The sequence below is a fragment of the Mesorhizobium sp. L-2-11 genome (genome assembly GCF_016756595.1).
Taxonomy (GTDB): Bacteria; Pseudomonadota; Alphaproteobacteria; order Rhizobiales; family Rhizobiaceae; genus Mesorhizobium.
Window position 1 is genome coordinate 2,815,290 of record NZ_AP023257.1, and the last position, 13,842, is coordinate 2,829,131.

General features: G+C 63.4%; 14 protein-coding genes, 1 tRNA gene and 1 pseudogene. 10 read left to right on the forward strand and 6 right to left on the reverse strand.

The window, feature by feature from the left end; translation table 11 throughout:
• Positions 1–133: 133 nt before the first annotated feature.
• Together JG739_RS13455 and JG739_RS13460 are read right to left on the reverse strand one after the other, a co-directional pair.
• Entirely contained in the window at positions 134–316 is a 183-nt protein-coding gene (locus JG739_RS13455) for a DUF3606 domain-containing protein (RefSeq protein WP_202366866.1), read from the reverse strand.
• Between the two features lie 109 nt (positions 317–425).
• Positions 426–499: transfer RNA gene (locus JG739_RS13460), tRNA-Gln, on the reverse strand.
• 125 nt (positions 500–624) lie between these two features.
• Here JG739_RS13460 and JG739_RS13465 point away from each other — a divergent pair.
• On the forward strand, positions 625–1,011 hold the full coding sequence (locus JG739_RS13465; RefSeq protein ID WP_202366867.1) for an ester cyclase: 387 nt from the start codon (positions 625–627) through the stop codon (positions 1,009–1,011).
• Between the two features lie 636 nt (positions 1,012–1,647).
• Positions 1,648–2,084 (forward strand): annotated as a pseudogene (locus JG739_RS13470) (DoxX family protein).
• 54 nt (positions 2,085–2,138) lie between these two features.
• Here the strand turns inward: JG739_RS13470 and JG739_RS13475 are convergent.
• Positions 2,139–2,444 carry a hypothetical protein gene (locus JG739_RS13475; protein WP_202366868.1) on the reverse strand — a complete coding sequence of 102 codons (306 nt, stop codon included), beginning with the start codon at positions 2,442–2,444 and terminating at the stop codon, positions 2,139–2,141.
• A gap of 457 nt (positions 2,445–2,901) precedes the next feature.
• Here JG739_RS13475 and JG739_RS13485 point away from each other — a divergent pair, with 457 nt between their 5' ends.
• From JG739_RS13485 to JG739_RS13495, 3 genes are all read left to right on the forward strand, one after another.
• Positions 2,902–4,074 (forward strand): terminase large subunit domain-containing protein, encoded by a 1,173-nt coding sequence (locus tag JG739_RS13485; RefSeq protein ID WP_244749885.1) that lies wholly within the window; start codon positions 2,902–2,904, stop codon positions 4,072–4,074.
• A gap of 304 nt (positions 4,075–4,378) precedes the next feature.
• Positions 4,379–5,134, forward strand: a complete 756-nt coding sequence (locus tag JG739_RS13490; RefSeq protein ID WP_202366869.1) for a phage terminase large subunit family protein — start codon at positions 4,379–4,381, stop codon at positions 5,132–5,134.
• Positions 5,135–5,136: 2 nt separating this feature from the next.
• Positions 5,137–5,706 (forward strand): hypothetical protein, encoded by a 570-nt coding sequence (locus JG739_RS13495; protein WP_202366870.1) that lies wholly within the window; start codon positions 5,137–5,139, stop codon positions 5,704–5,706.
• A gap of 380 nt (positions 5,707–6,086) precedes the next feature.
• Here the strand turns inward: JG739_RS13495 and JG739_RS13500 are convergent, their stop codons facing one another.
• Complete coding sequence (locus tag JG739_RS13500; protein WP_202366871.1) at positions 6,087–6,701, reverse strand: methyltransferase domain-containing protein; 615 nt, start codon at positions 6,699–6,701, stop codon at positions 6,087–6,089.
• A gap of 112 nt (positions 6,702–6,813) precedes the next feature.
• On the opposite strand from JG739_RS13500, the gene JG739_RS13505 reads away from it, so the two are divergent.
• Positions 6,814–8,535: a portal protein gene (locus JG739_RS13505; RefSeq protein ID WP_202366872.1), complete on the forward strand. Its 1,722-nt coding sequence runs from the start codon at positions 6,814–6,816 to the stop codon at positions 8,533–8,535.
• On the forward strand, positions 8,532–8,855 hold the full coding sequence (locus tag JG739_RS13510) for a Bbp19 family protein (protein WP_202366873.1): 324 nt from the start codon (positions 8,532–8,534) through the stop codon (positions 8,853–8,855). The genes JG739_RS13505 and JG739_RS13510 overlap by 4 nt, the downstream gene beginning before the upstream one ends.
• A 172-nt stretch (positions 8,856–9,027) precedes the next feature.
• On the opposite strand, the gene JG739_RS13515 is transcribed toward JG739_RS13510, so the two are convergent.
• Positions 9,028–9,342 (reverse strand): YMGG-like glycine zipper-containing protein, encoded by a 315-nt coding sequence (locus JG739_RS13515; protein WP_202366874.1) that lies wholly within the window; start codon positions 9,340–9,342, stop codon positions 9,028–9,030.
• Positions 9,343–9,669: 327 nt separating this feature from the next.
• Here JG739_RS13515 and JG739_RS13520 point away from each other — a divergent pair, with 327 nt between their 5' ends.
• From JG739_RS13520 to JG739_RS13530, 3 genes are all read left to right on the forward strand, one after another.
• A complete protein-coding gene (locus JG739_RS13520) occupies positions 9,670–10,584 on the forward strand; it encodes a hypothetical protein (protein ID WP_202366875.1) in 915 nt (304 codons plus the stop codon).
• A gap of 330 nt (positions 10,585–10,914) precedes the next feature.
• Positions 10,915–11,760, forward strand: a complete 846-nt coding sequence (locus tag JG739_RS13525; RefSeq protein WP_244749887.1) for a Coat protein — start codon at positions 10,915–10,917, stop codon at positions 11,758–11,760.
• Between the two features lie 390 nt (positions 11,761–12,150).
• Positions 12,151–12,390: a hypothetical protein gene (locus JG739_RS13530; RefSeq protein WP_202366876.1), complete on the forward strand. Its 240-nt coding sequence runs from the start codon at positions 12,151–12,153 to the stop codon at positions 12,388–12,390.
• 164 nt (positions 12,391–12,554) lie between these two features.
• Here JG739_RS13530 and JG739_RS13535 read toward each other — a convergent pair whose 3' ends face one another.
• A complete protein-coding gene (locus JG739_RS13535; protein ID WP_199202850.1) occupies positions 12,555–13,718 on the reverse strand; it encodes an IS4 family transposase in 1,164 nt (387 codons plus the stop codon).
• Positions 13,719–13,842: the final 124 nt, after the last annotated feature.

Consider the following 13,842-nt stretch of genomic DNA (forward strand, 5'->3'; position numbering starts at 1 on the left):
CCAGCGGCTCGGCGTCGAGGGGATCGAGGGGGGCTGGCGCCGAGCCTGACCGGCTTGGTTCACCGGCTGACAAAATATGCGCTCAGGCTAATATAATCGCAACACCTATCCTGCAGCCGCCGCCGGATGCGGATCAGGCGTTGCGGCTCGCCATATGCGCGTCGAGCTTCTTTCTCGAGGGCCCGTACCGCTTGATGATGGTCGCGGCCTCGCTGGGTGGTATGCCGTATTTTCTCGCGAACGCCGCTACGTCGTAAGGCGCCTCGCCGGCGGCCGGTTTGCGGTCCTGCTTGCCCTTGGATTTGTCGTCGGCCATGTCGTCCTCCGTCATATCTGTTGGTTATAGGGTTGCCTGGTCCGCCCGACCACCTTGCCGGTGAAAGGACGGTATACCGGGCCGATCGGTTGCCTGGCGCGGGCGTTGCTGGTTCCCGCTCATGGGCTCGAACCACGATTCACGCCTTCAAAGGGCGCTGTCCTACCATTAGACGAAGCGGGAATAGAGGAAGTGGGCGCTGTCTACCATTTTCTCATCCGCGTATGAAGCAACTTCATGCCGCCATCTGCTTGAGCATGTGAGACACTGCCTTTTCAGCAGGGCTCGTAGAGACAGGAGCGATCGCCGTGATTAAAACCGAGCTCTGCGACGTCTACCGCGACTACATTGCCTGCCTGAACAAGCAGGATTGGCCGAAGCTGGGACAGTTCGTCGATGATGAGGTGATCCACAACGGTCGGCGGCTCGGTCTATCAGGTTATCGCAAAATGCTGGAGAGAGACTTTGCTGAAATTCCGGACCTTTATTTCAACGTCCAGATGCTGATTTCCGATCCGCCCTATATAGCGAGCCGGCTAGGGTTCGACTGCACGCCGAAAGAAAGGTTCCTCGGCCTCCCTGTAAATGGGAGGAGAGTTTCCTTTGCCGAGAATGTTATCTATGAATTTCGCAACGAAACAATTGTGGAAGTATGGTCTGTCGTAGACAAGGCTGCCATCGAAGCTCAGCTTTAGCGCGAGAAATTTCAGGCGTATCTCGTCCCAAAGCATTCTTGCAAAAGACCGGCCTTGACGCCTGAACACGCTGCCCCAGATTACGCGGCGGAGTTTTAGATATGCGATACGACTGGCAGGGGCGCAAATTCCTGGAACGGCATTTCGGCATTGTTATCGCGATTGGCCTGGCTGCCGGGCTGTCGGTGCTGGTCGCGCTGGGCTACACGCCTTAGAGACTGTTTGGAAACTCTACTCTACCTCGGAGCGCTGCTGCGGTGCAGAACCTTTTGATCGCGGAGGGACAGCGCCCAGGACAGCGCCCCCCTCTCCTGCCGGACATCTCCCCCACTAGGGGGGAGATTGGCCTTCATCAATGATTTCGCCAACCACCAACCTTGCAAAAAGGGACGCTGTCCGCGAAGCTGCCAATCTCCCCTCTCGTGGGGAGATGCCACCATTTTGGCAAAGAGGGGCAGGACAGAGGGGGGCGCGAAGGAACGCGGCGGTGCCCAAAGTCACGCATGGCGTGGAACCCGGTCCTGCTAATGCGACCCGCCGCCTCTCTCCCCGGCAAAGCTATTCGAGTCCTGATGTCGGGATCACCGCATTCCGTCCGTCCTTGGGGCGAAAACCGTCGCAACCCTGGAGGACGTCATGTCGTTGGAACCCGCTCAATCACCCGCTCAAACGCCGTGGCAGACCGCGGCAATCCTGATTGGCCGCCTGATCTTCGCAGCCGTCTTCCTGATGGCGGTGACCTTCAAATTCATCGACATGGGCGCCACCGCGGGCTACATCGCCGCCGCCGGCGATTTCCGTTCCCGCTGGTTCTGGCCTGGTGCGCGGCGTTGCTCGAAGTCGTCCTCGTCCTGTGCTTCCTGACCGGCGTCTTGTTCTCGCAGGCCGCTCTCGTCGCCGGCGCCTATGTGCTGTTCCTCGCTTTTGCCTTCCACGGCCCGTCGCACTGGGCTGGAAACCAGGCTGAGTTCGGCTTTTTCGTCGATCATTTTACCTTCCTGGCCGGGCTGCTGTTTGCAGCCGTGCATGGCCCGGGCCGTGTGCTGACCTGGAAGCCTGCATCGGCCAAGTGATCGTAAGCTCGGCTGGCAAGCGGCGTTCCGACCGGACGGTGGGCCATCGCGACGTCACATCTGGTCGTTGTAGGGTTCCTTCATCCGGCCGACCATGCGCGCCAGTTTGGAGAAGGACGGCATGTCAGCCTCCGGCTGACACTGGTTCGCCAACTCCAGCAGCCGGATCGGGAAGTTGACGGCATCGCGGCTCGACGCCGACATGCCTTCGGAGCGCTCCTCGTTGGTCTCGCTGGCTTCGGCCTTGCGCAAGGCGATGTCTATCTCCTCGACCGTCAGCACGCCCTTGCGGACAAGCACCTGATTGATCGATGCGACGGCCATCAGCAGGCCCTCGAGTTGCAGATTGGCGACATTCATGGCTTTGCTCCCATTGGCAAAATTGCAAACGCGCGAGCGCCGGTTCCGATCCGGACAGCTGCACCATAGCGCGGCGGGCGGCCGAATTTTAGGCCGGCCCGCGGATTTCGCTTGCTTTGTGACGGCAGCTATGCTAGGAATATAGTCATGGTGCTGAGTTGCGCCAACGACCCGCCGGCCAAGGCGGGTTTTTTATGCCGAGCCTTCTCGAACCTTTGTGCCTGTGTTGCCGATACTCAGATGTCGGCGGGACAGACCCCCTCTGTCCTGCCGGACATCTCCCCCTCAAGGGGGGAGATTGGATGTCGCATTAGCTTTCGCCAATCTCCAACACTTGAAGGCGGGCGATGCGCCCGAAGCTGCTAATCTCCCCCCTTGAGGGGGAGATGTCCGGCAGGACAGAGGGGGGCGCGAAGGAACGCGACGCTTCCTGCACACCACACCACCAGAGCCCCCCATGTCCAAGCGTTACGCCACGATCATCACCGACGATGACGGCCGCGAGGTCGTCAGTGCCATTGGCGAGTTCGAGGGCGCGCCCGATGTGCGCAACGGTCGTGTCGAGCCGGTCGCGGCCGATGACGACGAACCGGCCGATGTGACCGGACCCAGGCCTTCCGGCCGGCCGAAGCGAGCGAAAAAAACGCTCGCCGATGGTTTTCTGGAAGCCATCCGCGCCGATTTCCGGGCGCATGGCGCCGGTGTCATCGCCGAGGTCCGCAGCGAAAAGCCCGATCAGTACCTGAAGATCGTGCTGTCGGTGCTGCCCAAGGATCTGCATCTCAACATCAACAGTCTGGAAGCACTTAGCGATGACGAAATCAGGCAGCGCATCCGCGGCCTCGAAGCCGTCCTGCGGCCGTTTCTCGAAAAGTCGGGCGTCGCAAGACCAAGCCTCGCAAGACAGGGCCTCGCAAAACCGGGCCTCGCAAAGCCGGGCCGCGACGGCGAAACCGAGTATCTGAGCCTGCTCAGGGAATTGGACCGGAGGCGGCGCACTAACCAGCTTGCCGCCTACCGGCCTTACCCGCGACAGGCCGAGTTTCATGCCGCCGGTGCTATCAACCGGGAACGCCTGTTCATGGCCGGCAACCAGCTCGGCAAGACAAGGGCGGGCGGCGCCGAATGGGCGATGCATCTCACCGGCCGTTATCCCGAGTGGTGGCAAGGCAAGGTTTTTGACACGGCCGTGCGGCTGTGGGCAGCCGGCGTCACCGCCGAGGGCACGCGCGACAACCCGCAGCGCATCTTGATCGGCCCGCCGCAGCAGCCGGCGGCGTGGGGCACCGGCATGATCCCGGCCGACGCCATTGTCAGCACCATCATGGGGCGCGGCGCGCCGCATGGGCTGGACAGCGCCGTCGTGCGCCATGGCGGCGGCGGCGATGTGCAGGCCGATGAATCGGTGCTGTCGTTCAAGAGTTTTGAGAAGGGCCGCGAAAAGTGGCAGGGCGAAACGCTGCACGGCGTCTGGTTCGACGAGGAACCACCGCTCGACATCTATTCCGAAGGCCTGACCCGCACCAACGCCACCGGCGGCATCACCATCGTCACCTTCACGCCGTTGCTCGGCATGTCGGAAGTGGTGCTGTTGTTCCTGTCGGCGGAAGCGGTGGCGGGAATGGGGTGAGGGGGCAAGACTTGGTTCCTCGCCCCACAGAGTGGGGAGAGGTGGCCGCCCACGGGTCTTGCCTTTGGCAAGCCCGAGGACAGGCTCCGCGGCCGGAGAGGGGCCTTCGTAGGGCGCTGGTCCCAGTAAGCGAAACTTCTTCGACCATTCCGTCTGGGCGGGCCTCCCCCTCTCCGTCTCGGTTTCGCCGAGCCACCTCTCCCCCGCTTCGCGGGACGAGGAACCCAAGCTTTCAAAAGCTTTCGCCAAACAACACCATACGTCCCGCCTCTGCCAAAATGATTCAAGCCGCGAGGGCGAAGAAATGACACGCCACGTCACCTTCATGACCATCGACGATGCCGAGCATTACACGCCGCAGCAGCGCGCCGCGATCGTATCGGCCTATCCGGCGCATGAGCGCGAGGCGCGGGCCAGGGGCATTCCGGTGCTGGGCTCCGGCCGCATCTTTCCGGTGGCGGAGGAACTGATTGCCTGCGAGCCGTTCCGGCTGCCGCGCTACTGGCCGCGGCTCGGGGCGCTGGATTTCGGCTGGGACCACCCTTCCGCTGCTGTCGAGCTCGCCTGGGATACGGAGGCCGACGTCGTCTATGTCGCAAAAGCCTGCCGCGCCTCGCAGCAAACGCCGGCCATGCAGGCGCTGACCCTAAAACCGTGGGGCGAATGGCTGCCCTGGGCGTGGCCGCGCGACGGCCGCCGCGAGACGCTGGAAGGTGCGGGCGTCGCACTTGCCCGGCAATATGCCGCGCATGGGCTGAACATGCTTTCCAGCCATGCGCAGTTCGCCGACGGTTCGGTGTCTGTCGAAGCCGGGCTGATGGAGATGCTCGACCGCATGCAGAGCGGCCGCTTCAAGGTGTTCTCGACGCTTCTGCCCTGGTTCGAGGAGTTCCGGCTCTACCACCGCAAAGACGGCCAGGTGGTAAAACTGCGCGACGATCTGATGGCGGCGACACGCTATGGCGTGATGATGCTGAGGGAAGCGGTGGTTGACCCGGCTGAGTTCAAGACGGCACGGCGCAAGGCAGGGCAGAGCGATCCGCTGGGAGCGTTCCGGTAGGCATGACCGTCCGTATCATCCCTGCCACCCTGCGCGACCTCAGCTACATCGCCGCCAACCTGCGCCCCGAGGACCGGACGGAGATCGACTGCCAGTTCGACGAATGGTCGCCGGCGCTGCTGGCGCTGACGGCGCTGCAGGGGTTTGCTTACGTCGCCGAGCTGAACGGCAATCCGGAAGCCGGCTTTGGCGCCGCCGAACAGCGCGGAGGCTTGTGGATCGCCTGGAGCTGGGGGACGCGCCGCATGAAGCGCTGCGTGCCTGGCATTACCGAGTTCTTTCGCGGCGTGCTCGGTCCGCAGGTTGCCGCGCACGGCGCCTGGCGGGTCGAAGCGCGGGCGCTGGCCACGAATGAATTGGCGCTGCGCTGGCTTGGTCGGCTCGGCGCCACGCAACGCTGCCTTCTGCCGGGCTATGGCAAGAACGGCGAAGATTTTTTGCTCTACGACTGGACAAGGAAAAGCTGGAACCATGTGCCTTTTTCAAAAGCCGCCGCCGCTGAAGCCGCTGCCACCGACACCGACCATTGCCGACAAGGAGGTGCAGGCGCGCGAAGCCGCACTCAGGGCTGAGCTCGAGCAGCGCCAGGGAACCGCCGGAACGGTGAAGACCGATCTGTCGCCGAGCGAGCTCGCCGGCCGGCGCCGGGTGCTGCTGGGGGTGTGATTTGGCAACAAGGGCAGTGCCAAGCACACCCCCCTCTGTCCTGCCGGACATCTCCCCCTCAAGGGGGGAGATTGGATGTCACTTCGGCTTTCGCCAACCACCAACGCTGGAAGGCTAGCGAAACGTCGAAGCTACCAATCTCCCCCCTTGTGGGGGAGATGTCCGGCAGGACAGAGGGGGGTCGGCGCGACCGGACGCGGCCTCCTGCGGCAGATCAAAGTTGGCGCTTTACGCGCGGCGACCCCCTCTGTCGCCTTCGGCGACATCTCCCCCTCAAGGGGGGAGATTACATTTTGCGCGCGAACGCCCACACCATCAGCGGATATTCCTCGTCGTTGCTGAGATCGCGCCATAGGCCGTAGGCGCGCACCGGGCCGCCGATATGGGCCTTGGCGCAGGCTCTGTTGCCCCAGCCGAACACTTCTATCGCGGATTCCGGGAAGCCGCCTTCGACCATCACCTGCCTCAGGCCGGCGGGAGTCCAGCGGTTGTAGTCGTGCGGCCTGGCATGCACCCTGAACAGGAATGGCGTCGCCACCATCGCCCAGCCGCCCGGCCGGGTAATGGCGTGGATATTCTGTGCCGCGGCAAACGGGCGCTGCACATGCTCCAGCACCTGGTCGGCGATGACGACGGAATATTGCCGGTCGGTGCGGTCCTTGCAGATGTCGAAGTCGGGAAAATCGACCGATGTATAGTTGGAGCACGTCGTCTTCCAGTGGCGGTTCCAGCCGGGCGAGATCTCGATCACGTCAGAGGATTTGCGGCCGTCGGCCTCAAGAAACGCGGTGAACGCCTCGATCTGCCTGATGCGCAGCCAGTTGCGGGAATCGTAGCCGATCAGTCGCTTTGCAACCTGCTTGCTTCGCCGCTTCAGGGCGCCGGGTAGGCTTTCCGTCATTGTCAAATCGATCTCCTAAATCCCCGCCGCGCCCCCTTGAACATCGCAAAAGCGAACAAAATTCGACCTGGCCTTGGCAATATCGGGGCTTCGAACAGCACAAGGAAATGCCATGACCAGCGATTCCCGCGCCCACGATATCCTGTCGCGACAGGCGGAACTGGAGAGCGAGCGCAGCCGGTATGAGGCTGTCTGGGAGGCGGTGTCGGAATTCTGCGACCCCGACGCGCCCGATGTCTGGAGTGGGCGCCGGGGCGCGGAACCGCAGGCCGAGCGGCAAGAGCGGCGCGGCGCCCGTGTCTACGCCAACACCATCAACTCGGCCGCCAACCGGCTGGCTGCGGGGCTGGAAAGCCTGATCATTCCGCAGTCGGAGAAATGGCACGGGCTGTCGACCGCCGCTGTGAACGACGAGGAGAGCGACGAGGAGAAGGAATGGGCGGAAGCGCTTCGCGATTTCCTGTTTGCGCTGCGCTATTCGGCCAATTCGAATTTTGTCTCCGCCACCCAAGCTTGCCTGCGCAATGTGGTCCGCTACGGCCCGGCCTATCTCTATGCCGAAGAAGGCTTTGCGCCCGACACGCTGATCCGCTATGCCTCGATCCCGGTGGTCGAGGGTTTTCTCTCGCGCAACCGCTGGGGCCAGGTCGACATTTTTCACCGCCGCTATGAGCGCACGGCACGGCAGGCGGCGCAGCTGCTCGGCTATGACAGGCTGCCGGCGCGGATCAAGATGCTGGTCGACGACCCGGCCAAATGCGAAACCAGAATTTCGCTGATCCAGTGCATCCAGCCGCGCGACGAGCGCAAGATGTACCGGCTCTCCGGCACCTACCAGTATCTCGACACGGCGTTCGCCTCCTATCACGTCATCGAGGACGAGGAGGTCATCGTCAGGGAGAGCGGTTTCCGCTCGTTCCCGGTGTCCTGCTTCAACTGGCGCCGCCATGAGGGCGACCCCTATGGCATCTCGCCGACCATCGAGGCGCTGACCACGGTGCGCGAGGAAAACGCCGTGCGCCGCTCGGGCCTCAGGGCGCTGCAGCAGATCACCGATCCGGCGACCGCGTCGAAGGCACGGCTCGACTATGTGCCGGTGCTCAATCCCGGCGAGAATTATCCCGGCCTGATCGACGACAATGGCCGGCCGCTGATTGCGCCGATCGTTACCGGGCAGAATCCAACCCATGCGTTCAACTACGCGGAAAGCCGGGCCGAGGAGATCCGCGACATGATGTTCGTCAACCTGTTCCAGACACTGGTCCAGAACCCGCAGATGACGGCCACCGAAGCCTTGATCCGGCAGGAAGAGAAGGGCGCGCTGCTCGGGCCCTCCGGCTCGATCATCCAGGCCGGCTTTGCCGCCAATCTCGACCGCGAGCTCGCTATCCTCGAGGACAAGGGACTTTATGAGGAAGACAGCCGGTTCCTGCCGCCGGCGAGCCTCGCCGGCAAGGCAGTGCGGCCGACCTTCACCGGCCCGCTCGACGTACTGCGCCGCTCGGCCGAGGCGCGCGACACCATCCAGGTGGTGACCACGGCCATGCAGATGGCGCAGTTCGACCCCAGCGTGATGGACAATATCGACGGTGACGAGGCGCTAAAAATCGTGCAGAGCGCCGGCCGCAGCCCGCAGCGCATCTTTCGCCGCCAGGACGAGGTGGCGGGGATTCGCGACGCCAGAGCCAGGGCTCAACAAGCGCAGGCCGGCATGGCGGCGATCGCCACCGCCGGCAAGATTGCCAGGGATGCGGTGCCGGCGGCGGTCCAGGCGCGCGACAGCGGCCTGCTCGACAGTTTTGGCGGGCTGGTGCCGCAGGAGGGCGGCGCATGAGCGGCAAACGCTTCGCCCATTCGCGCCAGGCCGGCGGCCCGGCCAAGGCGCAAGATGCGCTGACCAGGGCCTATCTGAGGGTGTTCTCAGGCCAGGACGGCGAGATGGTGCTGGCCGACCTGACGGCGGCAACCGGCTATTACCGCCGCCCGTCCTACGGCGAGTGGCTGGCCAAGACCAGAACGCCGAACGGCTTCGAGCTGCACAGCGCGCTGAGCAACGCGCGCGCCGAAGTGGTGCAGCACATCATGGGGTTTTTGACGCTGGACGAAGCGGAGCTGGCGGCGCTGGAGAAGGCGGCGCGGATGGAGGGGAGGTAGGGTGTTTCCCTTCTCCCCTTGTGGGAGAAGGTGGATCGGCGCTTTAGCGCCGAGACGGATGAGGGGTGCTGGAGGAAATGAGGCGTCGGCGTTCCCTGGAACACCCCTCATCCGGCCGCTTCGCGGCCACCTTCTCCCACAAGGGGAGAAGGGGAGACCAGCGCCTGGGCTATCAATAATTGCCGCGGTAGTAGCGGTCGTCGCACGGGGCGGTGTAGATGCGGCCGTAGCGGTCCTGATAGCGGCAGAGCTGTTCGCCGCGCCGCTGTGGCGTGGTCGCGCTGCCGACGACCGCCCCCAGCAGGGCGCCGCTGGCTGCGCCGATAACCGTGCTCTTGGTGTCGCGGCCGATCGCCTGGCCGACGAGAGCGCCGCCGGCGCCGCCGACCAGAGCGCCGGTGGTCGCCCGCTGCTGGCCTTCGGTCTGCGCACATCCTGCCAGCGCGGCAGTCACAAGCAGGGCGGCAATGGCTTTGTACATGGTCATCGTCTGATACTCCTTTGAAGCCTATGAACTAATACACTGGCTGGTTTTGCCAAGTGTTTGCCAAGTGCGGTTGCATTGCGGCGGAACCGCGGCAACCGTTCGTCACGAAATGAGACATGGTTTCTTTCGTCTTGACGGTGCGTGCGCCTCCGGCGCTGAAAGATCGTACTCGAACAAGACGATAGGGTCAGGTTCTGTCGAAAAGAATCAGGCTGCGGCGGCAACGATTCCGCCGGGTCCAGCCGATCCCTCAACAATCCAATAACACGCCTGGCTGAACTGGCCAGTGCTCGTTTCCATTTGCAAACAACAAGAAGGAATCTTCTCATGACAGATCTGGCAGACGCCGGGTCCGTGGTGGCGTCGCCATCGGCGGGCAACCTTGCAGGGCCACTTGCAGGCCCACCGGCCGCCGGGGACAACGCCCCGCCGGCCGGCAACAGCTGGTTTGACGGTCTTTCCGAAGGCAACCGCAAGCTCGCTGAAACCAAGGGCTGGACCAAGCCTGAAAGCCTCGACCGGGTTCTCACATCCTATGCCGAGCTGGAACGGCAGCAGGGCGAAAGCCTGCGCATTCCCGCGGCCGACGCAGCTGCGGAAGACTGGGACAGGTTTTATGCCCGGCTGCCTGAGGCGATGCGCCCGCTGACTTCGCCCGACAAGGTCGAGTACAGGCGCCCCGACGGGCTTCCCCAGGACTTCGCCTATTCGGACGAGCTTGCCAATGCATCCAAGGGCTGGGCGGTCGAGGCCGGCGCCACGCCGAAGGTGGCGCAAGCCTATCACGACCGCTTCGTCGGCTACATGGCCGAGCAGGCCAAGGCGCAGCAGATCGCCGTTGCCCGTTCGGTCGAGGCCACTCACGACGATTTGGTCCGGGATTGGGGACCGACTGACAGCGACGGCTTTCGCCAGCGACTGGAAGTCGCCAACCGGGCGATGAAGAAGCTCGGCCTGGTCGATGCCTATAAGGCGAAGGGCATCCTTCTGCCTGACGGCGCCTTGACCGATCCGCAGATCGCCAAGGCGTTCCACGCGGTCGGCGAGGCGATGTTCCGGGAAGACACGATCGACGGCGGCGCAGCCCTGAGCGGAGGCAATCCGTTCAAGCGCAACGCCGCCGGCGAACGCAACCTGACCGATATCTCGGCGCTCGTCAGAGGCGACCCCGTCCGCGCCCGGCGGCTGGCACGCGAGGCCGGCGAGAACCCGGATCTGTGGATACCGAATAACCCTCTTTGAAATAGGGCAACCGCATCCGAAGCCCCCTCATCCGGCCGCTTCGCGGCCACCTTCTCCCCGAGGGGAGAAGAGGCTGGCACCGGCGCTGGCGACCTCCTCTCCCCTCGGGGAGAGGGTGGCCGCAGCGAAACGGAGGCCGGGTGAAGGGGCGCCACCGCCAATCACAACCCCTGAAGGAAGAAAAAAATTGCAGACGCCTATACCCGCATCGCGGACGCGATCGTTCCGTCCGTCTATGCACAATACTCGTTCGAGGAGCACGTCCAGTCGCTCGAGATCTACCAGGCCGGGATCCTGTTTTCCGACCCGGCCATCGCCTCGAAGCTGTCCATGGGCGGGCGTTCCGTCGACATGCCAGGCTGGAAGGATCTCGGCAACGATCCGTCCGAGCCGGTCAACGACGATCCGGCCGACTCGATTGAGATGAAGAAGATCGGCGCACGCCGCGAGGTCGCCGCCCGCAATGTCCGCGCCCAGGCGTGGGGCATTCCGGACCTGACCTCGATCCTGGCCGGCGACGACCCGCAGAAGCTGATCGTGCGCCGCCAGACCGACTACTGGCAGCGCGCCAACAAGCTGACGCTGCTCGGCATCCTGAATGGGGTGCTGGCCGACAACGTCGCCAACGATGCCGGCGACCTCGTCCGCATCACCGGCGCCTCCATCGTCGACACCGACATCATCGAGGCCGCCTATCTGATGGGCGACCGCGCCGACAAGTTCAAGACGATCTGGATGCACTCCAAGCAGATGAAGGCGTTGAAGCTCGCCGACCTCATCGACTATGTGCCGCCTTCCGAGCAGGGCGGGCCGCTGATCCCCTATTATATGGGGCTGCGGGCCGTCATCGACGACGACATCCCGGTCGCGGCGGGCGTCTACACGGCGTTCATGTTCAAGGACAAGGCAATCCTGTGGAATGAGCTGCCGGTCAATAGCGAGGGCGGCCCGCTGGAGTTCGACCGCAAGCCGCGCCAGGGCCATGGCGGCGGCGTCACCGAAATGGTCGCCCGCCGGCATTTTGTCGCGCATGTGCCCGGCACCCGCTTCCTCGACGCCTCGACCGCCGGCGAATTCGCCACCGATGCCGAGCTGGCGCTGGCGGCGAACTGGGACCGCACGGCGTCGAGCGTCAAGCACATGACGTTCATTGCGCTGAAGACGACCGAGGCCTGATAAGGCGAGGGCGGGGCGTCGCAGTCCTGTCTCGCGCTGGAACGCGCGGCTGCAAGCGGTGGTTTGTGGGCTTCTGGTGAGACCAATTTGTCGAAAATCAGCGCTGCCCCTCATCGCCCTGCCGGGCACTTCTCCCCGTATAGAGACGGGGAGAAGGGGGCTGGCCGCAAGCCAGGCGTGCATTCTGCAACGTTTGTGATTGGCGAAACCGTCGATGACAGCGTCCCCTCTCCCCGTCCCTATACGGGGAGAGGATGCCGGCAGGCAGGTGAGGGGCAGCGAAACGGTCACAGGAAGGGGTCGAATGGTTGTTGCACAGTGATCAATCGCCGCCACCAAACGGTTACACAAGAGGGCGATGCTGCCTTGTCTTTGCAAGGGAGGGTGATCATGGATATGACCTACAAGGCAGTTCAGGATGTGCTTCGAAAAGCCGGCATTGTCATAAGCAAAAAGGGCGAACTTCACCGCATCAACTTCTTCAGCGGTCTGGAAAACACCGCCTACTACACGACGAGCCTTGAGGATGCGCTTGAGCGGGGTGTGGCGATGGCGAGAGGCGCCGAAAGGTTGCCAGCCAGCGCCTTTGCCAAGTCGCGCGGGCGGCCGACGAGCGCACACTTCGGCTGACACGCTTTACGCGATACGACCCCCCTCTGTCCTGCCGGACATCTCCCCCTCAAGGGGGGAGATTGGCCGTCATTGCCGCTTTCGCCAACCACCAACGTTGCAGGAATGGCCGCCACGCCTGAACTGCCGATCTCCCCCCTTGTGGCAGGGCTGTCCGGGGAAAGTTATTCATAAATGAAGGCCATCTGATTGGGAGAGGCTCGGTCCCTTGGTCGGCTTGGATTGACCGGTGGCGGCTTATCGATGGTGTGCAGTTTCCGCCGCCCGAACAAGTATTGAGCGACCAGTTCTGTGAACCTCAAGATAGGAATAGTGACGCGGCGGGTGCGCGCGACAATGCGCAGCAGCGCAAAGGCGATCATTGCGGCAAAGAGTTGCAGGCGGATTGCATTGCCGTTGTTGCCGAGGAACTTGCGGATCTTGAGGTGCTGCTTGATCCATCGGAACAGAAGCTCGATGTGCCAGCGGCCTTTGTAAAGCCGTCCAATCTCGACGGCAGAGCGCTCCAGATCGTTGGTCAAAAGCGTGATGGTGTCGCCCGTTTCGCGCTGAACGCGCAGGCGACGCAGCCGCATCGGCAGCTTGCAAGCAGCCTTGCTGACCAAGCTTACCTCACTGTCTTCCACAACCAGGAAGCCGTCGCCCTGCGGCTCGGCTATAGGGCGATCACGCAGCAGCGCCAGCCTCATGTTGGATTTGGGCCGCGTCACGAAGATCGATCCGGCTTCGGCGATCGCCGTCCACCAGCCATAATGGCAGTAGCCCTTGTCGAACACGTAGGTCGCTCCAGCTTCGATCGTGATCTGGCGACCGACCTGGGCGTCGTTGACGTTGGCGTCGGTGATGTCGAGGACGCGCGGACAGTCGGTCTTCGGGTCATAGACGACATGCACCTTCATGCCGCGAATGCGCCCGTTCGACTTGGCCCAATCGCACAGTTTGCCGAGCGGAATGGGGGTCGAGTCGATCAGCCGCAGCATTGCTTCGCCCTCGCGCCGCATTTGCCTGTCGAGCAGGTTCGCCACCAGACCGAACGCCTCGGCAAAGATGGCGACCGGACGCCGTCTGTTGGCATCCGACAAGGTCGAACGCATCAACGGACCGCTGCCCAGGTGATAATGATGCTGGCTGTTGGCGTTCCAGCCGGCTTCCAGGCCACGCAAGCTGCTGCTGCCGCAGAACTGGGCATAGATCAGCGCCACCAGATGATCCCAGCTTCTGAACGATTTGTCGTACGCATCCCCGTCGTGGCGATCCACAATTGCTTGGAATTGACGCCGATCGATGGGTTCAAGAAGCTGCCCGAAGATGCTAGGTGCAAAGCGCATGCCCCGTTCCTTTTCTGAGTCTCGACAACCAGAGAAAAGACGGACAAACCCCGTTTTACGGGGCATGCACATGTGGCATTTCGATTCACTCAAAACTTTCCCCGGACAGCCCTGCCCTTGTGGG